The organism is Curtobacterium sp. PhB137 (assembly GCF_003814955.1).
GTDB lineage: Bacteria > Actinomycetota > Actinomycetes > Actinomycetales > Microbacteriaceae > Curtobacterium.
The window spans coordinates 184,285-210,465 of the sequence record NZ_RKQO01000004.1 but is presented as its reverse complement, the minus strand read 5'-3'; the positions used below and the strand labels follow the sequence as shown (position 1 = coordinate 210,465).

The window sequence follows — 26,181 nt, the reverse complement described above, 5'->3', positions numbered from 1 at the left end:
GCCATCGCCCGGCACACGGTCGGGACGAAGCCGGGAGGCTCGGTGCGGGTTCCGCGCCGAGCCTCCCGTCGTTCGGGGGTCGGCTCACGTATCCTCGCTGCGATGAACCGCCTGGGAACCGCTCTGCTCGCCGCGATCGAGGCGGTCGTGACGGTCGGCGTCGGCATCGGGATCGCACTGGTGCCGCTCACCCTGCTGTGGGGCTTCGAGTACGGCCTGCAGATCGACTGGGACGTGTTCTGGAAGGCCACCGGCAGCGTCTGGCTCGTCGGCCACGGCGTCGACGTCTCGTTCCTGCTCGGGTCCGCGCTGGCGAAGAGCTCCGGGGTCAGCGGTGCCGCCGATCCCATCCACGTGACGCTCGCGGCGCTCGGCTTCGCTGTCGTGACCGCCTGGCTCGGCGCCCGCGCCGGTCGACGCTTCGCGGAGACCGAGCACCGGACCACCGGCCTGCTGGTCGGGACGGCGGTCGTCGCGGCGCTCGGCCTGGGCGTCGCGCTGTCGTCGACCTCCGCTGCCACGCAGCCGACGATCTGGCAGGCCGTGGTCCTGCCCGCACTGTGGTTCGGGATCCCGGCGTTGGTCAGTTCCGAAGTCTGCCGACGACGGCGGGACCTTCCGGCGGACCCCGCCACCCAGCGTGTGCTCGACCTGCTCGACCGCGTGCCCGTGCTCTGGCGTGCGATCGCCGGGTTCGGTCTCCGTGCCGGGACCGCCGCCACCGGAGTCGTCGTCGCGTTCGCCGGGGTCGTCGTCGCGCTCCTGCTCTTCACCTCGTTCGCCGAGGTCATCACCCTGTACGAGCAGTCCCACGCCGGTGTGATCGGCGGCATCGCCCTCACCGTCGGGCAGCTCGCGTTCCTGCCGGACTTCGTCGGGTGGGCGACGTCGTGGCTGGTCGGCCCCGGGTTCGCCATCGGGACCGGTTCGAGCGTGTCCCCGATCGCCACGACCCTCGGACCGATCCCCGGGCTGCCGGTGTTCGGTGCGCTGCCGACCTCGGGCCACACCTTCGGCCTGGTCTGGATCCTGGTGCCGGTGATCGCCGGCTTCGCGATCGGCGGCTCGATGCGCCCGCGACTCGTCCGTGCGCTGGGGAACGCCGACTCCGCACTCCACCGGGCGCTCGCCGGTGTCGCGACGGGCATCGTCGCCGGTGTCCTGACCGGGCTGATCGCCTGGGTGTCGTCCGGATCGTTCGGCCCCGGACGACTGGCCGACGTCGGCCCGCACGCCCTGGTGGTGGGTGGGTTCGCCGCGCTCGAGATCGGCCTGCCGGCGGTCATCGCCCTCGCCGCGGGCAGCGACCTCGTCCGCCTGCCGGACCGGGGCTGGACACGGGAGCGCTGGACCGAGGCGGACGACGACGACGCAGACCGGACCGGAGCCGAGGCCGGGGCGGGATCGCTGCTCGCCGCGCTCGACCAGGCCGGCGCGGGACGGACCACCGACGTGCACCGGTTCGTGGTCGAGGAGACGCACGACGGGTCGACCGCTGCCCGCCCCCGCACCGCCGCGGACAGCCCGACGGAACCGATCGCCGACGAACCAGTCGCGCCGGCGCCCGTCGCAACGCCTCGGACGCCCCCGCGCGACCCGGACTACGACGTGGAACTGCCGGCCTGGGCGAAGACCGACGCCGTCGCCTCGGAGCGTCTGGCGGACGAGAGCCCGACCGAGCCCCGCTCGTCGGGACGTGCCGCGATGGGTGCCCTGCGCGATCGACTGCACGGTGCCGCCGACGGTGTGCGGGAGCGTGCCGGTGGACTCCGCGAGCGAGCCGGTGGACTCCGCGACCGCGTGACCGGTGCCGACGCCGTAGCGGAGCAGCAGCGCCCTGCGCCCGCTCCGGAACGGCCCGCCACGTCGACGCCCGTACCCGACCACACCGACGCGCAGCCGGCGTTCCCGTGGAGCACCGAGGAGTTCGTCGCCGGTCGGGACGACGTCGACGACGAACCGGCCGCACCCGAGGCCCCCGCCGCCGCTCCCACCCAGGCGGCCCGTCCCACGAACTGGGACGTCACCGACCAGATCCCCGACGAGGAGCTGCCCTGGTGGCGCCGCCCGAAGGACGATCGCTAGCGCCGACGTCATGCCGCGCGGGTCCCGGTAGGGTTGGTGCCGTGCTCGAACTGGTCGTCCTGATCTCCGGTACCGGGTCGAACCTCCGAGCCCTGCTCGAAGCGACCTTCGACGCCGAGTACCCCGCCCGTGTCGTCGCCATCGGTGCCGACCGCGATGCCGAGGGTCTCGGTCTGGGCGAGGAGTTCTCGATCCCCACCTTCACGGTGCCGTTCTCGCGCTTCGACTCGCGCGCGGCCTGGGGCGACGAGCTCGCCGAGCAGATCCGCCCGTGGTCGCCCGACCTGCTCGTGCTCTCCGGCCTGATGCGCCTGCTGCCCCCGGCGGTGGTGTCCGAGTTCGCCCCGGGCATCATCAACACCCACCCGGCGTACCTGCCCGAGTTCCCCGGCGCCCACGGCGTGCGGGACGCCCTGGCAGCCGGCGTCACCGAGACCGGCGCGAGCGTCATCGCGGTCGACGACGGCGTGGACACCGGCCCGATCCTGGCCCAGGAGCGCGTCCCCGTGCTCCCGGGCGACTCCGAGTCGACGCTGCACGACCGCATCAAGCCGGTCGAGCGCCGCCTGCTCATCCAGACCATCCTCGACATCGCCAACGGCACCACCGACCTGAAGGGCACCCCGAGCGCATGAGCGTGCACGCAGCCGACCCCAGCCTCTACCGCGACCGTGACGTGGTGCCGGTCCGCCGCGCACTCATCTCGGTGAGCGACAAGTCCGGCCTGCTCGAGCTCGCCGGTGCCCTCGCCGAGTCGGGTGTCGAGATCGTGTCGACGGGGTCCACCGCCCAGACGATCCGTGACGCCGGGTACGCCGTAACCGACGTCGCGAGCGTCACCGGGTTCCCGGAGTCGCTCGACGGCCGGGTCAAGACGCTGCACCCCTCGGTGCACGCGGGCCTGCTCGCCGACCTGCGCCTCGAGTCGCACGAGCAGCAGCTCGCCGACCTCGGGATCGCGGCGTTCGAGCTCGTCGTCGTGAACCTGTACCCGTTCGTCGAGACGGTGGCCTCTGGTGCCGACACCGCGACCGTGGTCGAGAACGTCGACATCGGCGGCCCCGCGATGGTCCGTGCGTCGGCGAAGAACCACCCGAACGTCGCGATCGTCGTCTCGCCGTCGTCCTACGCCGAGGTCGTCGAGGCCGTCCGCGCCGGCGGCACCTCGCTCGAGCTCCGCAAGCGTCTGGCGGCCCAGGCCTTCGCGCACACCGCGGCGTACGACACCGCGGTGGCGTCCTACTTCGCCAGCGACGTCGTCGCGGCCGCTGCGGCGCCGACGACCAGCGGCGACATCCAGACGCCCGGCGCGTTCGACGAGCACCTCGGCTTCACCGCCGACCTGTCGGCCACGCTCCGCTACGGCGAGAACGCGCACCAGGCAGCCGCGCTGTACACGAGCACCGACGGCGCCGGCATCGCGCAGGCGACGCAGCTGCACGGCAAGGAGATGTCGTACAACAACTACGTCGACGCCGACGCGGCCGTCCGTGCGGCGTTCGACTTCGACACCCCCGCGGTCGCGATCATCAAGCACGCCAACCCGTGCGGCATCGCGATCGCCCCGGCGGACGCCGCCGACCCGATCGCCTCGGCCCACGCCGCCGCGCACGCCTGCGACCCGCTGTCGGCGTTCGGTGGGGTCATCGCCGCGAACCGTCCGGTCACCGTGGCGATGGCCGAGACGGTGAAGGACATCTTCACCGAGGTCGTCGTCGCCCCGGGCTTCGACCCCGAGGCGCTCGAGATCCTGTCGCGCAAGAAGAACATCCGCCTGCTCACGCTGCCGGCGGACTTCGCCCTGGCGCCGCGCGAGGTCAAGCAGATCTCCGGCGGCTTCCTGGTGCAGGACGCCGACCGCTTCACGGCGTTCGACCAGTCCACGTGGACCCTGGTCGCCGGCGCGCCCGCCGACGACCAGACCCTCGCCGACCTGGCCTTCGCGTGGAAGGCGAGCCGTTCGGTCAAGTCGAACGCCATCCTGCTGGCGAACCAGGGCGCGAGCGTCGGGGTCGGCATGGGCCAGGTCAACCGGGTGGACTCGTGCCACCTCGCGGTGAACCGTGCCGGTGACCGCGCGACCGGCAGCGTCGCGGCGTCCGATGCGTTCTTCCCGTTCGCCGACGGCCTGCAGGTGCTGCTCGACGCCGGTGTGCGCGCGGTGGCCCAGCCCGGTGGCAGCGTCCGCGACGACGAGGTCATCGCCGCGGCGACGGCCGCGGGCGTCACGATGTACTTCACGGGTGAGCGCCACTTCTTCCACTGAGGCGTGCACTGAGGCGAGCACTGAGGCGAGCACCACTTCGTCCACTGAAGTGAACAAATCGCGGCACCCTATTGCGCGCTGAGAGTCACTGTGAATAGTCTGTAAGGCTCCGCGACAGGCAGCCGACGGTCCCTCGGGACCGGTGGCACCGCGGACACAACGGTGACGAAGACGACGACTGGAGTGACGATGGACAACATGACCGGAACCGTGGCGACGGCCGCCCGTGCAGGTCTCGTGTCCGTCGTGGGGACCACTCCCGCACGGCGATCCCTGATCGCACCGCGACCGCGCGTCGCGGCCGCCGTCTAGCCAGGCCGTTCCCACGGCCTCGCGGCGCCGCACGACCAGCGTCCGCGAACCACCCGCCTGAACCCGGGGGACGAGTATCTCCCGGTGCCCTCCGGCCCGACCGACGTCACGCGAGTGACGGCGGAGGCGCGACCACGCGCCCGGCCGATGATCACCACGCAACGCCACACCGAGCCTCCAGGTCGAGGCCGCGCACGCACCGCACGCCAGCAGCAAGCAAGCAGCAGGCGGCCAGGGCGCAGCGCGACCCGGGGACCCGGCAGACGCATGAGGACGCAACGCATGTCCAAGTCGCCCACCACGGCGCGCCCGTCCACCTTCCGCGCGATCGCGCGGATCTACCCCTACGTGAAGCCCTACCAGGGGCGCCTCATCGGCGGCATGGCCGCAGCGATGGGAGCCTCCTTGGTGGCGCTCGCAATCCCCTACGTCCTGCAGTGGCTCGTCGACGGCCCGCTGTCATCGAAGGACGGCGCACAGATCTGGCCCGCCGGCCTCGGCGTGCTCGCCCTCGGTGTGCTCGAGGCGTTCTTCATCGCCTCGCGCCGCCGGATGGTGATGCGCCCCTCGACGCGGATCGAGGCCAGCATGCGGAACTCGCTGTACGCGAAGCTGCAGGACCTGCCCGTCGCGTTCCACGACCGGTGGGAGTCGGGGCAGCTGCTGTCCCGTTCCGTGTCGGACCTGTCGTTGATCCGCCGCTGGCTGGCCTTCGGTGTCGTCCTGCTCGTCGTGAACGTCGTGACGATCGTCGTCGGCTTCGTCGTGCTGTTCACCTTCGGGTGGCTGCTCGGGCTGATCTTCCTGATCGCGTCGATCCCGCTGTGGATCAACGGGCTGCTGTTCGAGCGTCGGTACTCCGTCGTCGCGCGCCGCAGCCAGGACCAGGTCGGTGACCTCGCGACGAGTGTCGAGCAGTCGGTGCACGGTATCCGCGTGCTCAAGGCGTTCGGTCGCGGCGGGTCGAAGCTCGAGGAGTTCAGCGAGCAGGCCGAAGCCCTGCGTGGCACGGAGATCAAGAAGGCGAAGGCCATCGCGAGCATCTGGCTGTGGCTGCTGCTCGTGCCGGACGTCGCGTTCGCGCTTTGCCTGCTCGCCGGCATCTGGCTGGCCTCGCAGGGCGAGATGACCGTCGGTCAGCTGTTCGCGTTCTTCGCGACGGCGACGGTGCTGCGGTTCCCGATCGAGTCGATCGGCTTCCTGCTCTCGATGACGTTCGACACCCGCACGGCGGTCGACCGCTTCTTCGAGGTCATGGACTCCGAGAACACCATCACGGACCCGAAGGACCCGAAGACGATCACCGAGCCGCACGGTGCGCTGTCGTTCAACGGCGTGCACTTCCGGTACCAGGACTCCGCGCCGCAGTACCCGGACCTGATCAACGGCGTCGAGCTGCAGCTGCAGCCGGGCGAGACGATGGCGCTCGTCGGGCTCACGGGCTGCGGCAAGACGACGTTGCTCTCGCTGGTGCCGCGCCTGTACGACGTGACCGGCGGATCGGTGACGATCGACGGGGTCGACATCCGCGACCTCACCCGCGAAGAGCTGCGCCGGCACGTCGGCGTCGCCTTCGAGGACGCCACCCTGTTCTCGTCGACCGTGCGTGAGAACGTGCTGCTCGGTCGACCGGACGTGCAGGGTGCCGAGGCCGAGGCGCTCATGCGCGAGGCCCTCGACATCGCGCAGGCGTCCTTCGTGGACGACCTGCCCGACGGCGTGGACACCCGGGTGGGCGAAGAGGGGCTGTCGCTGTCCGGTGGACAGCGCCAGCGCCTGGCGCTCGCTCGCGCGATCGCCGCGCGACCGTCGGTGCTCGTGCTCGACGACCCGCTGTCGGCGCTCGACGTCGACACCGAGGCACGGGTCGAGGCAGGCCTGCGGCGCGTGCTCGCCGACACCACGTCGCTCATCGTGGCGCACCGTCCGTCGACGGTGACGCTGGCCGACCGGGTCGCCCTGATGGAGAACGGCGTCGTCACCGCCGTCGGGACCCACCACGACCTGATGGCCACCAACGAGCACTACCGCTACGTCATCTCGTCGCTCGACGACGACGACGCGACCGCACGACAGGAGGCGATGGCATGAGCCAGCAAGAGAAGAACCTGCCGCTGGACACGGCGGCCGGGCCGGGAGGCGCGGATCCCGTCGTCGACGACATCGAGGACGCGCAGTCTGCCGCGCCCGTCACCGCCTCGATCACCACCCTGGGCGTGCGCGGCGAGGAGCGTGAGGACTTCACCAAGGCGGAGAGCAAGCGCCTGCGGCGTCGTTCCCTCGCCCTGCTCGGTTCCCTCGCGGCCCCGCTGAAGCTCCGCCTGGTGCTGCTCGGGATCGTCGTCGTGGTCTCCACGGCGGGCACCGTCGCGGGCCCGGCGCTCATCGCGTGGGGCATCGACAACGCCCTGCCCGCCGTGATGGACCAGAACGACTGGGTGCCGGCGTTCGGCGTCGTCGCGACGTACATCGTCGTGGCCGTCCTCGGCGCGGTGCTCACCGCCTGGTACACCGTGCTCGCCGCACGGATCAGCCAAGCGATCCTGTTCGACCTGCGCAAGCGGGTGTTCCTGCACACGCAGCGGCTGTCGCTCGAGTTCCACGAGACCTACACGTCCGGCCGGATCATCTCCCGCCAGACGAGTGACCTCGACTCGATCCGCGAGCTGCTCGACTCCGGCCTGAACCAGCTCATCCAGGGCGTGCTCTACATGGTGTTCACCGCCGTGGCCCTGGTGCTGCTCGACCCGACGTCCGGGCTCGTGCTCGCGGTGTCGCTCGTGCCGCTCTGGTTCCTGATCCGCTGGTTCCAGAAGAACTCGCAGACGCTGTTCCGCGCCACCCGCGTCACCTCGGCGCGCGTGATCGTGCACTTCGTCGAGACGATGACGGGCATCCGCGCCGTACAGGCGTTCCGCAAGGAGTCCCGCAACAAGGACGAGTACGGCGGCTTCGTCGAGGACTACCGGCTGGCGAACACGAAGGTGTTCAACCTGTTCGGGACGTTCGACCCGGTGCTCGTGCTCATCGGCAACGCCACGCTCGCTGCGGTGGTCGTCGTCGGCGGCTTCCGGATCGTCGGCGGGACGCTCGAGGTCGGTGCGCTGCTCGCGGTCGCGCTGTACGCCAAGCGCTTCTTCGACCCGGCGCAGGAGCTCGCGATGTTCTACAACGGGTACCAGTCGGCCTCGGCGGCGATGGAGAAGATCTCCGGCGTCCTCGAGGAACGGCCGAGCGTGCCGGACCCCGTGAAGCCGACCAAGCTGGCCGACGCCACGGGCAAGATGGACTTCGACGAGGTCGTGTTCGCCTACAACGCGGGCAAGGTCGTCCTGCCGGAGTTCGACCTGCACATCCCGTCCGGGCAGACCATCGCGCTCGTCGGGTCCACCGGCGCCGGCAAGTCGACGCTCGCCAAGCTCATGGCGCGCTTCTACGACCCGTCGCACGGTTCCGTGCGGCTCGACGGCGTGGACCTGCGCGACCTCGACACGAAGGACATGCGCCGCGCGATCGTCATGGTCACGCAAGAGGCCTACCTGTTCTCCGGCACGGTCGCGGACAACATCGCGCTCGGCAAGCCGGGGGCCTCCCGTGCCGAGATCGAGGCGTCCGCCAAGGCGGTCGGCGCGCACGAGTTCATCATGGCGCTCCCCGACGGGTACGACACCGACGTGAACAAGCGCGGTGGTCGTGTCTCGGCGGGACAGCGGCAGCTGCTCTCGTTCGCGCGGGCGTTCATCGCGGACCCGAAGGTGCTCATCCTCGACGAGGCCACGGCGTCGCTCGACATCCCCTCGGAGCGGCTGGTGCAGGAAGGGCTCGAGACCCTGCTCGCCGACCGCACCGCGGTGATCATCGCGCACCGCCTGTCCACGGTCGCGATCGCCCACCGCGTGCTGGTGATGGAACACGGGAAGATCGTCGAGGACGGCACCCCCGCCGACCTCATCTCGGGTACCGGGCGGTTCGCCCAGCTGCACGCGGCCTGGCGCGACTCGCTCGTGTAGGACGCAGCCGGGCTGCACCACGTGGTTGGCTTGCTCCATGAGCAACGACAGCGTGCAGCCCGGCGGCGTCGCCCTGCGCGACCCCTTCTACGGCGCACCCTTCACCGAGGCCGTCCGGCGGTTCTGGCGGAAGTACACCGTGTTCACCGGACGGGCCTCGCGTGCCGAGTTCTGGTGGTGGTGGATCACGTCGCTCGCGATCGGACTCGTCCTGCAGCTCGTCCCGCAGGCGTTCACGCCGGACACCGCGCTGTTCGAGAACCCCGTCGGGTCCTACCTGTTCGTCCTCTGGGGCCTCGCGACCCTGATCGGGTCGCTCGCCCTCGGCGCCCGACGGCTGCACGACGCCGGCCTGTCCGGCTTCTGGCAGTTCCTGCACGTCGTGCCGGGCATCGGCTCGCTCGTCGTGTACGTGCTGTGCCTGATCCCGACGAGCCCGAAGGGCGAGCGCTTCGACCGCTGACCGTCGGCGGACGGACGGCCGACGTGCGCGGGCCCGACGTCAGAACGGGTCGTCCGCATCCGTGGACGGCGACCAGCGGGCACGACGCATGTCGAGCCTCCAGGCCGCCGTCCCCTGCACGAGCGGCGTGCCCTCCGCGCGGTAGTGCTGGAGCGCACGGGCCTCGTGGTGCAGCGGCGGGTGCCCACCCGCGCGCACCACGCGCCACCAGGGCAGGTCGGCGCCCTCGTGCGCCATCACCTTGCCGACCGCACGCGACGCGCGTGAGCCGAGCGCCGCGGCGACGTCGCCGTACGTCATGACGTGACCCGGCGGGATCATCCGGACCACCTCGGCCACCGCCGCCCCGAAGTCCTGCTCCGGCGCGGGGGCGTCGTCCTCGGGCACGTCGTTGATGAGTACGTCGTCGGAGACGTACTAGAGCGTCAGGACCGCGAAGTGGTCGCCGTACTGGGTCTCACGGACGACCTCGAAGCCCACGGCGCGGAAGAACGCCTCGGGGCTGTCGTCGCCACCGGGCTCGTACACGACCGTCAGGCGTTCCTGCCCGCGGCTGCGGGCCTCGTCCGCCAGGCCGTGCACGGCGAAGCGGCCGACGCCGCGACCCTGCGCCGTGCCGGCGACGTTGACCCGCCAGATGGCGCTGCGCAGCTCTTCCTGCGCGTTGTCCGCGTCGAACGAACCGATGATGAGGCCCAGGACCTCGTCGCCGTCCAGGACCACACGGGTCCACGCGGAGCTCGGCTTGACGTCGGACTCGGCGACCCCGTAGGTGGTCGGCTGCACGAACTGTTCCTGACCCGGCTTGAGCGTCAGGGAGTTCGCCGCGGCAGCGGTCTTCGCGGAGAGTTCTTCGAGACGCAGGTCGGCCATGCGGCCAGGGTAACGGTGCGACCCGTGTGGGGGCCAGCGCGGACGGCAGACCGAGACCGCACCGTTGCCGCGGTATGGTCGCGGAATGGCAGAACATCGGCGTGGAGCGAACCTCCCGTCGATCGGCGGGTTCAACCGCACGGTCGTGCTCGATGCCGTCCGACGCTCGCCGGACGGCCTGAGTCGCGTCGAACTCGCCTCGCGAACGGGCCTCAGCGCGCAGACCGTGTCGAACGTCACCCGGTTCCTGATCGAGGCCGGCATGATCGTCGAGTCCGGCACCGTCGTCGCCGGTCGGGGCAAGCCGCGCACCATCCTGCGGCTCGAACCCGGCAGCCGCTACGCCGTCGGCGTGCACGTCGACCCGGCCGTCGTCACCTACGTGCTCCTCGACCTGGCCGGCACCGTCGTCGCCTCGTCCACCACCTCGACCCCGACCGCCGACGACCCGTCCGAGGTCGTCCGCACCATCGGCTCCGCCGTCGACGGCCTGATCGCCGACGCCGGCGTGGACGTCGACGGGGTGCTCGGCGTCGGGATCGCCAGCCCCGGCCCCATCGACGTCGACGCCGGCATCGTCGTCGACCCGCCGTTCCTGCCCCGGTGGCGGGACGTGCCCCTGCGCGACGCGCTCGCCGAGGCAACGGGCTACCCCGTCCTGCTCGAGAAGGACGTCACGGCCGCCGCGGTCGGCGAGATGTTCCTGGCGGGGGAGTCGTCGGCGCGGAACTTTGCGTTCGTGTACTTCGGCACCGGCTTCGGCGTCGGGCTCGTCGTCGACCACGAACCCGTGCGCGGGGTCGGGTCGAACGCCGGGGACGCCGGGCACATCATGGTCGACCAGCGATCGCTCGCCGGCACCCCCGACGGGTCCGGCACCCGCGGCGAGGTCGGCGCGGCCGTGGCACCGGACCGACTCGTGCGGATCGCGCGGGAGCGGGGGGTGGCGTTGTCCGGCGGCGGCGACGCTGCCGGTGCGGTCTCGTCCGGTGGTGCGGTCTCGTCCGGTGGTGCGGCCGTGTCCGGTGGTGCGGCCGCGTCCGACGGGTCGGTCCCGTCCGACGGGTCGGTCGACGCGGTGAACCGTGCCTGGGACGAACTCGCCGAGGCCATCGCCGCCGGCGACGAGGCCGCGATCACGCTCGCAGCCGAAGCCGGCACCGTCATGGGCGACGCCGCCGTCGTCATCGTGAACCTGCTCGACATCGACCGGGTCGTGTTCGGCGGACCGTTCTGGTCCCGCATCGCGAGTGCAGCACTGCCGGCGGCCCGCGCGGCGATCGTCGGGTCGCCGTTGCTCGTGCCGAAGCACGCGGTCGACGTGGTCGAGAGCGACCGCGGTGCCGACGTCGCCGCGGTGGGAGCCGCGTGCCTGGTGCTCGACGCCGCGTTGTCACCGCGGGCGAGCGGGCTGCTCATCCGCCGCTGACCGCGGTTCGTCCGCCGCTGACCGCGGTGCATCCGCCGCTGACGGCGGTCGGGGGTGGCTCGCACCGCCCGCTACGCTGCGAACCGACGGATCCGCCAGGTGGGCGGCGAACGACGGGGGACACATGACGGACAACGGCGCCGCGGGCACGATCGACCGACGCTGGGCGAAGGTCCGGCCGTTGGTGTTCCGGACGATCATCGGCGCGGTCGTCGCAGCCGGGCTCGTCGGCATCGTGGCGGTGCTGGTCGGCGACTTCGGACGGGTCGCGGTGCAGCTGCTCCTGACGATCGTCGTGGTGGTCGTCTTCGCCCTGCTGTCCTGGTACGACGCCGACGTCTCGTCACGCCGATCGGGCACGTTCGCGTTCGTCAGCATTGCCACGTCGATGTACCTGCTCGTCGCGGGGCTGTACAAGGTGTGGCTCGCCCCGACGGACTCCTCCGGCGAGGACGGCCTCTGGCTCGTCGGCGAGCGGTTCTGGCACTGGATCTGGCTCGTCGGCGTCGCCCGCGTGGCGCTCCTGCACGTGCACCTGCTGCTCGTCATCCACCGCCGGTACCCGACACCGGCGCTCCAGGTCGTCGCGAAGGCCACCGTCGGGGTCATCGCCCTGCTCGCACTGCTGCTGTCGATCCCGCTGCTCGCACCCGACGTGGACTACGCCCGCGGCTACTGGCGACTCGTCTGGGTGGTGGTCATCCTCGACCTGCTCGGAACGGTCGTCGTCCCGCTCAGCAACGCGCTCTTCCGCCCGCGGGGCGCCGTCCCAGCGGGGGCGGTCGGAGCGTGGCCGCCGCCGGAAGCGCCGCCGGCAGCACCCCCGATGGCGCCCGCGACACCGATCGCGACGTGGGCCGCCACTCCGGTGCCCGATGCCCCGACGGCTGCCACGGCCGCCACGGCGGCCGGCCCGGTCGGCGCGGACCGGTACCGGTACGAGCCGCGTCCGGCGTCGTCGCGTGCCCTGGCGTGGCCGCGGTACGTCGACGGCACGCCACTGCCGGCGCTGCCCGACGGGTCGCCCGACTTCTCAGGGGTCGCGCAGGGCTGAGGGATCCCGCGCTCGGGCGCCGCGCGACACCTGTCGTTCACCGGGCGGCCACCGGTCGGACGCCCGGGTGCTGAACAGTCGTGCAGGTCTCCCCTCCCCTCCCGAGAAGGACCTGCATGCGCACTCCTGCCCTGCGCCCCCGCTCCGTGCGGATCGGTGCTGCCATCGTCACCGCGCTGGCCCTCGGCGCCGGTGTCGTCACGGCCAGCCCGGCACTCGCCGCCGTCGGTGACGACGACCCGAGCGTCGGCGCCGCCGCCCCGAACGGCCTCGTCGTCAACGAGGTCGAGTCGAACGGCGACGACACCGACTGGGTCGAGCTCGCGAACACGTCGTCGGCGTCGATCGACCTGACCGGTTACGCGTTCCTCGACGACGACAGCACCCACGACGCCTACGTCCTGCCCGCCGGCTCGACGATCGCCCCCGGCGGGTACTTCGTCATCGACCAGCTCTCGGCGACCGCGCCCGGGTTCGACTTCGGACTCGGTGGCGCCGACACCGCGCGGGTGTACGACCCCGCCGGCGACCTGGTGCTCCGGTACTCGTGGACGAGCCACGCGGTCGTCACGTACGGCCGGTGCGCCGACGGGACCGGTGCGCTGGTCGACACCACCGCGTCGACGAAGGGGGCCGCCAACGACTGCTCCTCGCCCGTGCGCATCAACGAGGTCGAGTCGCAGGACGGCACCCCCGGCGACTGGGTGGAGCTGACCAACGTCGGCAGCACCACGGTCGACCTGGGCGGGTACGTCCTCAAGGACAGCGAGGACGACCACGCGTACACGATCCCCGCCGGCACGACGATAGCGGCCGGGGGCTTCACCGTCCTCGACGAGGCGGACTTCGGCTTCGGACTCGGCAAGGCCGACTCCGCCCGGGTCTTCGATCCGCGGGGTGCGCTGGTCGACTCGTACTCGTGGACGGCCCACGCCGCCGCCACGTACGGCCGCAACCCGGACGGCACCGGCGACTTCGCCGAGACCGCCGAGTCGACGAAGGGCAAGGCGAACCGGTTCGCCGGAGTCGTCACCGCCGAGCCGTGGCCCGGTGGCGCCGACGAGACCGTGCTCGACGACGAGGACACCTTCACCGGTGACCTGAGCGGCATCGACTGGACCACCTCCAGCACCTCCGAGGACGGCCAGCTCTGGGCCGTGCAGAACGGCGACGGCCTGCTCTACCACCTGACCTCGGACGGTCAGGGCGGCTGGGCGCCGTCGAACGCCGCGGGCACGGACCTGCGGTACGCCGACGGCACGGGGACCCCGGACGCCGAGGGCGTCACCGTCACGAGCGACGACCCGGGCGCCGTGTACGTGTCGACCGAGCGGGACAACGACGTGTCGAAGACCAGCCGTCCGTCGGTCCTGCGGTACGCCACCACCGACGGATCCGAGTCGACGTTGCGCGCCACCGACGAGTGGAACCTCGCAGCCGACTTCCCGGGGCTCGGTGCGAACGCCGGTCTCGAGGGCGTCACCTGGATCCCGGACTCGTGGCTCACCGAGCACGGCTTCGCCGACGAGCACACCGGCGCGGCCTACGCGCCGTCGACGTACGCCGGACACGGCGAGGGGCTCTTCTTCGTCGGCGTCGAGGGCACCGCGAGCGTCTACGCCTACGCCCTGATGGCGGACGGTTCGTCCCAGCGCGTTGCCACCATCGGTTCGCCGTTCGCGGTCGTCGCCGACGTGCAGTTCGACCCGACCCTCGACGCGCTCTGGGTGGTGTGCGACGACGCCTGCGCCGGACGCACCGCGCTCTACGAGCTGACCGACGGTGCCTTCACCGCCGCGAAGGTCTTCGAGGCGCCGTCGAACGCGGACCGGACGCTCGCCAACGAGGGCTTCGCGATCTCCGGCGTCTGCGCCGACGGGCAGCGTGCGACCTTCTACGCCGACGACAACGACACGGACGGGTTCTCGCTCCGCACCGGGACGTACCCGTGCGAGGGCGGCGGCACCGATCCGGGCACGGACCCGGGCACCGACCCGACGCCCACGCCTGCTCCGGGTGACGGTGGATCGACGCCTGCGCCGACCCCCGGGACCGGTGGACCGTCGCCGACCCCGTCGCCGACCGCTCCGGCCGCTCCGATCGCCCCGGTGGCTCCCTCGGAGACCGGTCTGACCGACGCGAACCGTGGGGGCGTCTCGGCGCCGTCGTCGGCTCGTGCGGGGGAGACCATCACGGTGACGGTGGGCACGCAGTACGCCGGCGACCAGGTGAACGTGTGGCTGTACTCGACCCCGACGCTGCTCGGCACCGTGACGGTCGGCGCTGACGGCACGGTGCGCGTCACGATCCCGGCCGATGCTCCGGCTGGCGAGCACCGCATCGTGGTGACCGCTGCGGACGGCACGGTGCTGGGCTGGACCCCGATCACGATCACCGCTGACGGGCAGCTCGCGTTCACGGGTGCCGAGGGCCTCGGTGTCGGTGCGCTCATCGCGTTCCTGCTGCTCGCCGCGGGTGCGGGTGTGCTGATCGTCCGCCGTCGCAAGGCGGCGGCGGAGTAGCCCCCACGCCCCACGGGGGCACTTCGTGAGCAGGAATGGTCGGGTTCGCTCAGCGGACCCGACCATTCCTGCTCACCATGCGTGATCAGCAGTCCTCGCCGCCCCCGCAGTAGCGTCGCAGCATGAGCATCGACGTCCTCCGGTACACCGCCTTCGCCGCCGAGCCAGGGGGCGGCAACCCCGCCGGCCTGGTCCTCGACGCAGCAGCGCTTTCCGACGACGAGATGCTCGCCGTCGCCCGCGAGGTCGGCTACCCCGAGACCGCGTTCGTCGTCGGCACCACGGCGACCGGCCCGCACGTCCGCTACTTCTCGCCCGCCGCCGAGGTGCCGTTCTGCGGGCACGCGACGGTCGCGCTCGCGGTGGCGCTCGCCGAACGGCAGGGGCTCGGCCGCCGAGTGTTCACGACGGCCGCCGGCGAGGTCGCCCTCGACGCCACCACCGGCCCGGACGGAGTGGTCCAGGTCGCGATGACGAGTGTCGAACCGGCGACGCGGGACATCGACCCGGCGCTCCTCACGCGGTTGTTCGACCTGCTCGGGCTCACGGCCGACGACATCGCGCCGGGCTTCCCGGTGCTCGAGTCCTTCGCCGGCAACTGGCACCCGGTGGTCGTGCTGCACGACCCGGAGCTCTTCCACCAGTTCCGGTTCGCACCCGGCCCGCTCGCCGACCTCAAGCGCGAGGCCGGCTGGCAGGGGACGGTCACGGTGCTGCTCCGGACCGGGGAGCGCGAGTACGAGGCGCGGAACCTGTTCCCCGCCGGCCGCATCACCGAGGACCCGGCGACGGGTTCGGCGGCAGCGTCGACCGGGGCGTACTTGCGCGAGGTGGGTGCCGTCGAGCCGGGGGACCGCGTCGTCATCCGGCAGGGGCGGCACGTCGGTCGTCCGAGCCTGCTGCTCGTCGACGTGCCGGAGTCCGGCGGGATCACCGTGACGGGGAGCGCGACCCCGATCGACTGACGGACGTTCCTTCCCAGAGCGCGTGGGATGGGAAGCGGAATCGGGCGTACCTGGTCGAAAGTTCCGACCAGGTACGCCCGATTCGGCACGGTACTCCCCAAACAGCAGCGCCCCGACGCGCGCGGCGCGAAAAACTCCTTGACACGGATAAGTCCATACGCTGGACTAATCCTGCGCGCGGGCGATGGAGCCCGCGGATGTCACCCGTGCAAAGGAGCACCGATGAAACGCACCCGCATCATCGCCGGACTCGCAGCCGTGGCCGTCGCCGCGGTCGGCCTGGCAGGCTGCTCAGCCTCGGGGTCCGCCTCGAGCGACACGATCAAGATCGCGTACCAGAAGTTCGGAGCCTTCCAGCAGCTCGACGCCCAGATGAAGGTCGTCAAGAAGGAGTACGAGAAGGACAACCCGGGCAAGAAGGTCACGCTCGTCCCGATCCAGGCCCAGGGCAACGACTACTACACGAAGCTCGCGCTCATGAACAAGGCGCCCGCGACGGCTCCCGACGTCATGTACGAGGACACGTTCCTCGTCAAGGCCGACGCCGAGGCCGGCTACCTCCTGCCGCTCGACAAGTACACGGCGAAGTGGAAGGACTGGGACCAGTTCTTCGACAACGCCAAGCAGGCCGGCCAGGGTGACGACGGCAAGATCTACGGCGTCCCGATGGGCACCGACACCCGCGCGCTTTGGTACAACAAGGACATCTTCAAGTCCGTCGGCCTGCCCGTGCCGTGGCAGCCGAAGACCTGGGACGACGTGCTCGCCGCAGCGAAGACGATCAAGGACAAGAAGCCCGACCTCATCCCGTTCAACATCTACTCGGGCAAGGCGCAGGGCGAGGCGTCGACCATGCAGGGCTTCGAGATGCTCCTGTACGGGGCGGACGGCTCCGGCAACACGCTCTACAAGGACAAGAAGTGGGTCACGGGCTCGAAGCAGTTCGAGGACTCGCTGCAGTTCGTGAAGGACGTCTACCAGGGCGGCCTCGGCCCGACACCGCAGCAGGCGCTCGACACGAACGTCGGCACGACCATCGCGCAGACGTGGCTGCCGAAGGGCAAGCTCGCGATCGACCTCGACGGTTCGTGGCAGTCCGGCACGTGGCTCAAGTCCGGCACCGCGCCGTGGGCCGAGTGGAACGACGTGATGGGTCAGGCGCCGATGCCGACGCAGAACGGTCAGGACCCGGGCTACAACTCGATGTCCGGCGGCTGGACCCTGGCGGTCGGCGCGAAGTCGAAGAACCCGCAGGCGGCGTTCGACTTCATCACGAGCTTCCTCGACAAGGACGGCTCGCTGAAGTACGACACCGAGAACAGCCAGATCGCCGTCCGCAAGGACGTCGCGGACGACACCGCCTACACCGACGCCAACCCGACGTTCAAGTTCTTCTCCGGACTGGTGGAGAACACGAACTTCCGCCCGGCGACGAGTGACTACTCGCAGGTGTCCAACGCGATCCAGGTCGCGATGGAGTCGGTCATGACCGGACAGCAGACACCGAAGCAGGCGGCCGCCGTGTACGACAAGGCCGTCACGCAGGTGGTCGGCAAGGAGAACACCGTCTCGGCTGGTTGACGGACGTCACCCACTGACGGACGGGAGGCGCGGGGCGGCCCCGCACCGCGCCTCCCGGTCCGTCCTTCCCCACCTTCGGAACCCCTCCGCACCCGGAAGGCACCCATCGTGTCCAGCACCCCCCTCGCGCCGACGTTGTCGGCGCCCGGTGCGCCGAAGCGCACCGATCCACCCGTGCCGCGCAAGCGGCGCCCACTGCGGAACGTCGGCCGAGCGGTCCCGCTCCTGCCCGCCCTCGTCCTGCTCGTCATCTTCCTGCTCGGCCCCGTCATCTCGTCGTTCTACGGGTCGTTCACGAACTCCGCACTCACCGGCGCTGGCGCTGCCGACCAGCAGTTCGTCGGCTTCCAGAACTACGTCGAACTGTTCCAGGACCCGGACTTCCCGAAGTCCGTCATCCTGACGGTTGTGTTCCTGCTCGCCTCGGCGGTCGTGGGACAGAACGTGCTGGGGCTCGGCCTCGCACTCCTGATGCGCTCGGCCAACAAGGCCGTCCGCGCGATCGTCGGTACCTTCGTCGTCGCCGCCTGGGTCCTGCCCGAGATCGTCGCCTCGTTCGCCGCGTACGCGTTCTTCAACGACGAGGGCACGCTCAACGAGTTCCTGAAGTCCATCGGCATCAGCGGACCGAACTGGCTCTACACGTTCCCGATGTTCGCCGTGATCCTGGCGAACATCTGGCGCGGTACGGCCTTCTCGATGCTCGTCTACTCCGCCGCCGTGCAGGAGGTCCCCGAGGAGATCACCGAGTCCGCCGAGGTCGACGGTGCCACCGGATGGCAGCGCCTCGTCTACATCACCCTGCCGGTGATCCGACGGAGCATCTCGACCAACCTGATGCTGACGACGCTGCAGACGTTGTCGGTCTTCACCCTCATCTTCGTGATGACCGGGGGTGGGCCGGGCACGAACTCGTCGACCCTGCCGATCCTCGCCTACCAAGAGGCGTTCAAGTTCTCGCAGCTCGGCTTCGGGACCGCGATCGCGACCATCCTGCTCGTGGTGGGGGCGGTCTTCTCGATCATCTACATCCGAGCCCTCAAGCCGGAGGTGGACTGATGGCCATCACTGCCCCGTCCCTCGACCCGACCACCACCCGCTCGGTGACCGCTCCCGGTTCGCTGCACATGACGTCGCCCCGCGGCCGCACCATGCGGTGGGTGGCGAACACCGTGCTGCTCGTCATCGCGGTGTGCTTCGCGGTCCCGCTGCTCTGGCTCGTCCTCGCCTCGGTCGACACCCAGGCGTCGCTGTCCGTGAAGCTGCCGACGCAGTTCACGCTCGACAACTTCACGAAGGTGCTCACGCCCGAGCTGTCGTTCATCCCGCTCGCGAACAGCCTGCTGCTCTCCGGTGGCACGGCGGTCGTCACCGTGGTCTTCGCACTGCTCGCCGCGTACCCGCTGTCCCGCTACAAGATGCGGGTCAACAAGCCGTTCCTGTACAGCATCCTGTTCGGGACCGGTCTGCCGATCACCGCCATGATGGTGCCCGTCTACGCGCTGTTCGTGTCGCTCAACCTGATCGACAACGTGTGGGGCTGCATCTTCTTCCTCGCCGCCACGTCGCTGCCGATGGCGATCTGGATGGCGAAGAACTTCATGGACTCCGTGCCGATCTCGCTCGAAGAAGCTGCGTGGACCGACGGGGCGTCGATGATGACCACCCTGACGCGCATCGTCGTCCCGCTCATGCGTCCGGGCATCGCCGTCGTGTTCATCTTCGTGTTCATCCAGGCGTGGGGGAACTTCTTCGTCCCGTTCGTCCTGCTGCTCTCGCCCGACAAGGTGCCCGCCGCGGTGAGCATCTTCAACTTCTTCGGGCAGAACGGGGCGGTCGCGTACGGACAGCTCGCCGCGTTCTCCATCGTCTACTCCGTGCCCGTCATCGCCCTCTACGTGATCGTGTCCCGAGGCCTCGGCGGCGGCAACGCCCTCGCCGGCGGCATCAAGGGCTGATCTGCTGGCCCCGGCCGGCTCTCTCGAAAGGAACCACATGCACCAGGACGAACCGCTCGTCGAGGCCCGGATCGCCCGCCTCGTCCGCGACCGTGTCGACCCCGCCGTCCACCGCCGCTCGGCGCCGGTGACGATCGAGGCGTGGGAGGTGCCGGACGAGCCGGTGCCGTTCGACTCCGCCGTCCAGCAGGCGTACACACCGTTCACCGTGGGCAGCGCCTGGGGTGGCCGGCCGTGGGGGACCACCTGGTTCCGGATCACCGGCACCGTCCCCGCCGACTTCGGTACCGCGCCGGGGACCACTGCGGAACTGCTCGTCGACCTCGGGTTCACCAAGCGGCACCCGGGGTTCCAGGCCGAGGGACTGGCGTACCGGCCCGACGGCTCCACGATCAAGGGCGTCGAGCCGCGGAACGACACCGTGCCCGTCGAGGTCGGCGCAGGGGAGTCGTTCGAGCTGTACGTCGAGGCCGGCGCGAACCCGGACATCGGCGGCGACTCGTTCCAGGGCGCGACGCCCCTCGGGTCGCGCTCCACCGCGGGTGACAAGCCGATCTACCGCGTGCGTGCCCTCGAACTCGTCGAGCGCGACGACACCGTGTGGGAGCTGCAGCAGGACTTCTGGGTCCTGCGCGGCCTGATGGCGGAACTCCCCACGGACGGCACACGGGGCGCCGACATCCTGCACGCCCTCGAGCTCGCCGCCGACGCCCTCGACCCCGACGACGTCGCCGGCACCGCAGCGGACGCCCGTCAGGTGCTCGCACCCGTACTGGCCGTCCCCGCCAGTGCCGCCGCACACCGGGCGATCGCCGTCGGCCACGCCCACATCGACTCCGCCTGGCTCTGGCCGGTGCGCGAGACGATCCGCAAGTGCGCCCGCACCTTCTCGAACGTCCTCGACCTGATGGACCGCGACCCGGACTTCACCTTCGCGTGCTCGTCGGCGCAGCAGTACGCGTGGATCCGCGACGGCTACCCGTCGATCTGGGCCCGGATCAAGCAGCGCGTCGCCGAGGGCCGGTGGATCCCGGTCGGTGGCATGTGGGTCGAGTCGGACACGAACCTGCCCGGTGGTGAAGCGCTCGCACGACAGTTCGTCGCCGGTAAGCGCTTCTTCCTCGAGGAGTTCGGCATCGACACCCCCGAGGCCTGGCTGCCCGACTCGTTCGGCTACTCCGGCGCCCTGCCCCAGATCGTCCGCGCCGCCGGCTCGAAGTGGTTCGTCACCCAGAAGCCGTCGTGGAACGAGACGAACGTCATCCCGCACACCTCCTTCCACTGGGAGGGCATCGACGGCTCGCGCGTCCTGACGCACCTGCCGCCGGCCGACACCTACAACTCCGACGTCTCCGCCGCCGATCTGCACCGCGGCGAACGGAACAACAAGGAGCGCGGCGTCGCGAACACCTCGATGCTGCTCTACGGCTTCGGTGACGGCGGCGGCGGACCCACCCGCGAGATGGTCGCGGCCGCCCGACGCCAGCACGACCTGGACGGCTCGCCGCGCGTGCAGCTCGGCACCCCCACCCAGGTCTTCGAGGAGCTCGAACGGGTGCTGCCGACCCCCGGTGTGTGGTCCGGCGAGATGTACCTCGAGTTCCACCGCGGCACCTACACGTCGCAGATCCGCACGAAGCAGGGCAACCGTCGCTCCGAGCACCTGCTCCGCGAAGCCGAGCTCTGGGCGTCGACCGCGGCCGTGCGCCTCGGGCTGGACTACCCCTACGAAGAGCTCGAGCGCGCCTGGCACACCGTCCTGCTGCAGCAGTTCCACGACATCCTGCCGGGGTCCTCGATCGCCTGGGTCTACGAGAACGCCGAGGAGAACTACGCGCAGATCGCCCAGGTGCTCGAAGGGCTGATCGGCAACGCGACGACCGCGCTCGCGAACGGGGGTGCTGCGGCGCTCGCCGGCGTCGGGGCGTCGTCGTCGGCCGCCGCCGGCGGCAGCAGCGCGCTGCTCGACGCGCCGTCCGGCACCGACGCCGTCGGCGGCAGCGGCTCGTCCGGGAACGTCGTGCGCTTCAACGCCTCGCCGGTCGCGGCGGGAGACGCGGCCGCCCTGGGTGGTTCGCTCGGCTCGGAACCGCGACCCGTGCCTCCCGTCCGCTCCGGCGACCACTTCGTCTTCGACACCGGCGTCGTCACGGCGACCATCGACGGCGCCGGCCACGTCGTGTCGCTCGTCGACCGCGCCAGCGGGCGCGACGCGATCGCACCGGGTGCGGCAGCTGCCGAGTACACCGTCTTCCGCGACACCCCGAACCAGTGGGAGGCGTGGGACATCGACCGCGCGTACCAGCGCAACGGCACCGTGCTGTCGGCTTCGTCGGTCGCGATCGACGGCTCCTCGCTCGTGGTGGAACGGTCCTTCGGGTCGTCGACGCTCACGACCCGGTACTCGGCGGTCGCCGGGCTCGCAGAGCTGGTGATCGAGACCGAGGTCGACTGGCACGAGCACCAGAAGCTGCTGAAGCTCGCGTTCCCGGTGGACGTCCGTGCGTCGTCCGCCTCGAGCGAGATCCAGTTCGGTCACATCGACCGACCGACCCACCAGAACACCTCGTGGGACCACGCCCGCTTCGAGACGTCGGCGCACCGCTGGGTGCACGTCGCCGAGCCCGGGTTCGGCGTCGCGGTGGCGAACGACTCCACCTACGGACACGACATCACACGCTCGACGCGGCCCGACGGCGGCACCACGACGCTCGTGCGCGAGTCGCTGCTGCGCGGGCCGACGTTCCCGGACCCGAACGCCGACCAGGGGCGCCACGTGTTCCGGACGGTGCTGCGGGTGGGAGCCTCGGTGCTCGACGCCGCCGACTCCGGCTACCGGTTGAACCTGCCGGTGCGCTCGGTCGCGGGGACGACCGGCGTTTCGCCGCTGGTCTCGGTGTCGTCGCCGCAGGTGCTGGTCGAGGCCGTGAAGCTCGCCGAGGACCGCTCCGGTGACGTGGTCGTGCGACTGTACGAGGCCTCCGGTGGTCGGGCGACCGACGTCGGGGTGTCGTTCGGGTTCGACGTCGCTTCGGTGGCGACGGTGGACCTGCTGGAACGCCCGCTGGGGGACTCGTGGGACTCGGGGGAGCCGGTCGTGCTCACGCTCCGGCCCTTCGAGATCGTGACCCTGCGGGTACGCCGGGCCTGAGGCAGCGGGGCCGGTCCCCCTCGGGGGAGAGACCGCGGCGCCGGACGGGACACGGGTGCGTTCCGTCCGGCGCCGCCTTCTGCGTGTGGTGCGTGCGTGGGTGGGTGGGTACCTGGTCGATTCGGGCGTACCTGGTCGAAAGTTCCGACCAGGTACACCCGATTCCGCTTGGCATCGCGGCCGTTCTGGGAAGGAACGTCCTCCCTCCACAGGCGGGCAGTCCTGGAGGCCCGTCCACAGATCTCGACGTCAGCCCGCTGGGCGCATGGCGGGTCGGGCAACGTCTCCTCCATGAACGAACCGCTGCCCATCCTCCGAGCCTCGGCCACGCGTGAGGCCGGACTCGACGCCACCACCCTGCGCCGCCGGACCCGACTCCAGGGTCCGGGCCGACTCGTCCGGGCAGGGCCGAACGCGTTCGTCGACGGCGCAGCGTGGGACGCGGCCGGGCCACGGCAGCGGTACGTCACCCGCGTGTACGCGCGGCTCGGCCGGCTCGGCCCGCGGGCGACGGCATCGCACGACTCAGCGGCCGCGGTGCATGGGCTGCCCGCGCTCGGCGGGTGGAGCGTCCCGGTGCACGCCACCGTGCCGGATTCGATGTACCGGGGCAGGACCCCCGATCTGGTCCTGCACACGAGACCGGTGTCCGGCGCCGAACGGGTCCGGGTCGGCGACCTCGCCGTGACCGCGGTCCCGCGGACGGTGATCGACATCGCGATGACCGGAGACCTGCGCACGGGGGTCGTCGTGGCAGACGCTGCGCTGCGCAACGGGACCGAGCGCGACGAGCTGTGGCGAGCGGTGCACCCGAGTGCTCGCGGGCGGGCCCGGGCCGCGCAGGTCCTCGACCTGGCCGACGGGCGTTCGGGGTCGCCGGCGGAGTCACTCGCGCGCGTGGTCTTCCGCGAGCTCGGGTTGCCCGCTCCCGTGCTGCAGCAGGAGTTCGTCGTCGATGGCCGCCGGTCCGCCGTCGACTTCTGGTTCCCCGCAGAAGGCGTCGTCGTCGAGATCGACGGACGCGCGAAGTACACGCAGGACCGGTACCTCGGCGGTCGCAGCCAGACCGAGGTGTTCCTGGACGAGAAACGTCGCCACGCCAGGCTGCTCACGGTGCCGGGCGTGCGGACGATCATCCGGCTCGAGTGGCGGGACCTGTTCGACCTCGATGCGCTGGCGCTCCGGTTCCGCGCCGCGGGGTTGCCGTGTGCGATCCGCCCGGTCCGGAGCGCCCGCCGCACCGCAGTCGGTGGGCGTCGGTGAGCCGGCTCAGCGCGGCGTGGTTAGCGTGGCGGCATGGCAGTGCAGGAGATCTGGCTCGTCCGCCACGGTGAATCGCTCGCGAACGTCGCCGCCGCCCGAGCAGAGGCCGCGGGCGAGGACGTCATCGACGTCGAGTACCGGGACGCCGACGTCCCGCTGAGCCCGCTCGGCGAGTCGCAGTCGCGGTCGCTCGGACAGGAACTCGCCGATCGTGGCATCGACGACGTCCCCGTGGCGCTGTGGGTCTCGCCGTACCTGCGTGCACAGCAGACCATCGAGATCGCGCTCGGGGCCGGCGGGCTGGCCGAGCCCGACAGGCGGGTGGACGAGCGGCTCCGCGACCGCGAGCTCGGTGTGCTCGACCTGCTCACCCTGCGGGGTGTCCGGAACCGGTACCCCGACGAGGAACGTCGCCGGCAGTGGCTCGGCAAGTACTACCACCGGCCAGCGGGCGGCGAGTCCTGGGCCGACGTGATGCTCCGGCTCCGATCGGCACTGGTCGACATCGAACGGATCGAGGGCACCGAGCGGCTCGTCGTCGCGGCGCACGATGCCGTCGTGATGCTGGTCGTGGCGGTGTGCCTCGACCTCGACGAGCCGGCGCTCATGGAGTTCGCTCGGACGCACGCGGTCGCGAACGCCTCCCTCACCCGACTCCGGCGCGAGCGTGCGGGCGCACCGTGGGTGCTCGAGGAGTTCTCCTCCGTCGGGCACCTCGACGACGACGAGGTCACGGCACACACCGGCCGGAAGGACGACGAGCATGTCCGCTGAGACCGTCACCCCGAACTTCCTGCGGGACTGGCCGCTCCCCGAGCCCGGCGCCGGCAAGTACGGTCGCGGGCAGGTGCTCGTGGTCGGCGGCGCAGCGCGGACGCCCGGCGCCGCGATGCTCTCGGCGCTCGCTGCACTCCGGGTGGGAGCGGGGCGGCTCACCCTCGCGGTCGGGCGGAGCATCGCGAACGAGGTCGCGGTCGCCGTGCCCGAGTCCGGTGTCGAACCGCTCGACGAGGACGCGGACGGTCACGTCGCCGTCGGCGCGATCGAGGGGATCGCGGATTCGGCTGCGAGTGCGGACGCGCTGCTGGTCGGCCCGGGACTCGACGAGCCGAACGGCACCCGTGACCTGGTGGCCGGACTCGCCGACGTCGTCGGACCACAGACCACCGTCGTGCTCGATGCGTTCGCCCTCGGGGTGGCGGCCGACGTGCGGGACCGTCTGGAACCGCTCCGGGGTCGGCTGGTGATGACGCCCAACTCCGGCGAAGCCGAACGGCTCCTCGGTCGGGAGGGCAGCGACGACGACGTGGCCGACGCGATGGCGATCGCGCAGCGGTTCGGTGCGGTCGTTGCCCTGGGGGACGCCATCGCGACTCCCCAGGGGCGGAGCTGGATCAAGGGCACCGGCTCCGGAGGACTCGGCACCAGCGGCAGCGGCGACGTCCTGTCGGGTGCGGTCGCCGGCCTGCTCGCTCGTGGCGCGGAACCGGCACAGGCGGTGGCGTGGGCGTCCTACGTGCACGCGGCTGCCGGTGATCGGCTCGCGGTGCAGGTCGGGCCCCTCGGGTACCTGGCAAGCGAACTCGTGACCGAGATCCCGCGGGTGCTCGTCGAACTCGGCGCCTGAGCTCGCCCGTTCTTTCCCAGAGCGCGCGCGATACCTCATGGTTTCGGGCATACCTGCCAGGAACTTCTGACCAGGTACGCCCGAATCGACCAGGTACGCCGCGCCGCCCGCCCGCCCGCCCGCGCCGCGCCGCGCCGCTCAGCCCTGCAGCGCCTCCACGGCCTTCGCGATGCGCCGCGCTCGGGTCTCCGGCGCCTTCGCCTGCGACACCGGATCGGCCAGCGCTCGCTGCCGTGAGTTCGACAGGGTGTCGAACGCTGCACGCACCCCAGCGTCCTGCAGTGCCGCCGCCAGGTCGTCGGGCAGGTCGATGACCCGGGGCTGCGTGTCGACGACGAGCGTGACCTCGACGGTGTCCCCGGCAGCGATGCCCGCGGCCTCGCGGTGCGACGCGGACAGCGGCACCAGGAACTGCTCGTCCATGACCCCGACGGTGGACCGGTAGGTGTAGCCGCCGTTGATCGTGACCACCACCGGCGGGCGCTTCCCCGCACCCAACGCATCGATCACGGACGACGGGACCGGGAGCCCTGTCGCCGTCTTCCTCGCCAGCAGGACCGTCGTCGTGAACTGCATCCGTGCCTCCAGGCCGTGAACCGGAGCACGCACCGAGCGTGCCGCC

The 26,181-nt window shown here is 71.2% G+C and carries 20 protein-coding genes; 17 read left to right on the top strand and 3 right to left on the bottom strand.

Annotated elements, in window-relative coordinates:
- Positions 1–102 precede the first annotated feature (102 nt).
- The 6 genes from EDF28_RS01235 to EDF28_RS01210 all read left to right on the top strand — a co-directional run bounded on the left by EDF28_RS01235 (position 103) and on the right by EDF28_RS01210 (position 9,136).
- Entirely contained in the window at positions 103–2,085 is a 1,983-nt protein-coding gene (locus EDF28_RS01235) for a DUF6350 family protein (protein WP_123936915.1), read from the top strand.
- 41 nt (positions 2,086–2,126) lie between these two features.
- Positions 2,127–2,720, top strand: coding sequence for a phosphoribosylglycinamide formyltransferase (purN, locus tag EDF28_RS01230; protein ID WP_123936914.1), 594 nt, complete (start codon positions 2,127–2,129; stop codon positions 2,718–2,720).
- Positions 2,717–4,351 carry a bifunctional phosphoribosylaminoimidazolecarboxamide formyltransferase/IMP cyclohydrolase gene (gene purH / locus EDF28_RS01225; RefSeq protein ID WP_123936913.1) on the top strand — a complete coding sequence of 545 codons (1,635 nt, stop codon included), beginning with the start codon at positions 2,717–2,719 and terminating at the stop codon, positions 4,349–4,351. Before purN ends, purH begins: the two co-directional genes overlap by 4 nt.
- A 594-nt stretch (positions 4,352–4,945) precedes the next feature.
- Complete coding sequence (locus EDF28_RS01220; RefSeq protein ID WP_123936912.1) at positions 4,946–6,754, top strand: ABC transporter ATP-binding protein; 1,809 nt, start codon at positions 4,946–4,948, stop codon at positions 6,752–6,754.
- A gap of 110 nt (positions 6,755–6,864) precedes the next feature.
- Positions 6,865–8,673 carry an ABC transporter ATP-binding protein gene (locus tag EDF28_RS01215; protein ID WP_123341009.1) on the top strand — a complete coding sequence of 603 codons (1,809 nt, stop codon included), beginning with the start codon at positions 6,865–6,867 and terminating at the stop codon, positions 8,671–8,673.
- Positions 8,674–8,710: 37 nt separating this feature from the next.
- On the top strand, positions 8,711–9,136 hold the full coding sequence (locus EDF28_RS01210) for a DUF805 domain-containing protein (RefSeq protein WP_123293233.1): 426 nt from the start codon (positions 8,711–8,713) through the stop codon (positions 9,134–9,136).
- Between the two features lie 39 nt (positions 9,137–9,175).
- On the opposite strand, the gene EDF28_RS01205 is transcribed toward EDF28_RS01210, so the two are convergent.
- Complete coding sequence (locus EDF28_RS01205) at positions 9,176–9,523, bottom strand: MGMT family protein (RefSeq protein ID WP_235035781.1); 348 nt, start codon at positions 9,521–9,523, stop codon at positions 9,176–9,178.
- A 30-nt stretch (positions 9,524–9,553) separates the two neighbouring features.
- Complete coding sequence (locus tag EDF28_RS01200; protein ID WP_111085338.1) at positions 9,554–10,009, bottom strand: GNAT family N-acetyltransferase; 456 nt, start codon at positions 10,007–10,009, stop codon at positions 9,554–9,556.
- A gap of 85 nt (positions 10,010–10,094) precedes the next feature.
- Between EDF28_RS01200 and EDF28_RS01195 the strand changes: the two genes are divergently transcribed.
- From EDF28_RS01195 to EDF28_RS01145, 11 genes are all read left to right on the top strand, one after another.
- Entirely contained in the window at positions 10,095–11,438 is a 1,344-nt protein-coding gene (locus EDF28_RS01195) for an ROK family transcriptional regulator (RefSeq protein WP_123936911.1), read from the top strand.
- A 124-nt stretch (positions 11,439–11,562) separates the two neighbouring features.
- The gene (locus EDF28_RS01190; protein ID WP_123936910.1) at positions 11,563–12,492 is read left to right on the top strand and encodes a hypothetical protein; all 930 of its coding nucleotides are present in this window, start codon (positions 11,563–11,565) and stop codon (positions 12,490–12,492) included.
- Positions 12,493–12,608: 116 nt separating this feature from the next.
- Positions 12,609–15,014 (top strand): lamin tail domain-containing protein, encoded by a 2,406-nt coding sequence (locus EDF28_RS01185; RefSeq protein WP_123936909.1) that lies wholly within the window; start codon positions 12,609–12,611, stop codon positions 15,012–15,014.
- A gap of 122 nt (positions 15,015–15,136) precedes the next feature.
- Positions 15,137–15,979 carry a PhzF family phenazine biosynthesis protein gene (locus tag EDF28_RS01180; RefSeq protein WP_123936908.1) on the top strand — a complete coding sequence of 281 codons (843 nt, stop codon included), beginning with the start codon at positions 15,137–15,139 and terminating at the stop codon, positions 15,977–15,979.
- Positions 15,980–16,201: 222 nt separating this feature from the next.
- The gene (locus tag EDF28_RS01175) at positions 16,202–17,560 is read left to right on the top strand and encodes an extracellular solute-binding protein (protein WP_123293238.1); all 1,359 of its coding nucleotides are present in this window, start codon (positions 16,202–16,204) and stop codon (positions 17,558–17,560) included.
- 108 nt (positions 17,561–17,668) lie between these two features.
- Positions 17,669–18,619, top strand: coding sequence for a carbohydrate ABC transporter permease (locus EDF28_RS01170; protein WP_111085332.1), 951 nt, complete (start codon positions 17,669–17,671; stop codon positions 18,617–18,619).
- The gene (locus EDF28_RS01165; RefSeq protein WP_333925055.1) at positions 18,619–19,518 is read left to right on the top strand and encodes a carbohydrate ABC transporter permease; all 900 of its coding nucleotides are present in this window, start codon (positions 18,619–18,621) and stop codon (positions 19,516–19,518) included. Before EDF28_RS01170 ends, EDF28_RS01165 begins: the two co-directional genes overlap by 1 nt.
- A 37-nt stretch (positions 19,519–19,555) precedes the next feature.
- The gene (locus EDF28_RS01160) at positions 19,556–22,669 is read left to right on the top strand and encodes a glycoside hydrolase family 38 C-terminal domain-containing protein (protein WP_123936907.1); all 3,114 of its coding nucleotides are present in this window, start codon (positions 19,556–19,558) and stop codon (positions 22,667–22,669) included.
- Between the two features lie 291 nt (positions 22,670–22,960).
- Positions 22,961–23,932, top strand: a complete 972-nt coding sequence (locus EDF28_RS01155) for a hypothetical protein (RefSeq protein WP_123936906.1) — start codon at positions 22,961–22,963, stop codon at positions 23,930–23,932.
- Positions 23,933–23,965: 33 nt separating this feature from the next.
- Entirely contained in the window at positions 23,966–24,706 is a 741-nt protein-coding gene (locus tag EDF28_RS01150) for a histidine phosphatase family protein (protein ID WP_123936905.1), read from the top strand.
- Positions 24,696–25,559 (top strand): NAD(P)H-hydrate dehydratase, encoded by an 864-nt coding sequence (locus tag EDF28_RS01145; RefSeq protein WP_123936904.1) that lies wholly within the window; start codon positions 24,696–24,698, stop codon positions 25,557–25,559. The genes EDF28_RS01150 and EDF28_RS01145 overlap by 11 nt, the downstream gene beginning before the upstream one ends.
- Positions 25,560–25,697: 138 nt before the next feature.
- On the opposite strand, the gene EDF28_RS01140 is transcribed toward EDF28_RS01145, so the two are convergent.
- Positions 25,698–26,135, bottom strand: a complete 438-nt coding sequence (locus EDF28_RS01140; protein WP_123936903.1) for a YdeI/OmpD-associated family protein — start codon at positions 26,133–26,135, stop codon at positions 25,698–25,700.
- Positions 26,136–26,181: the final 46 nt, after the last annotated feature.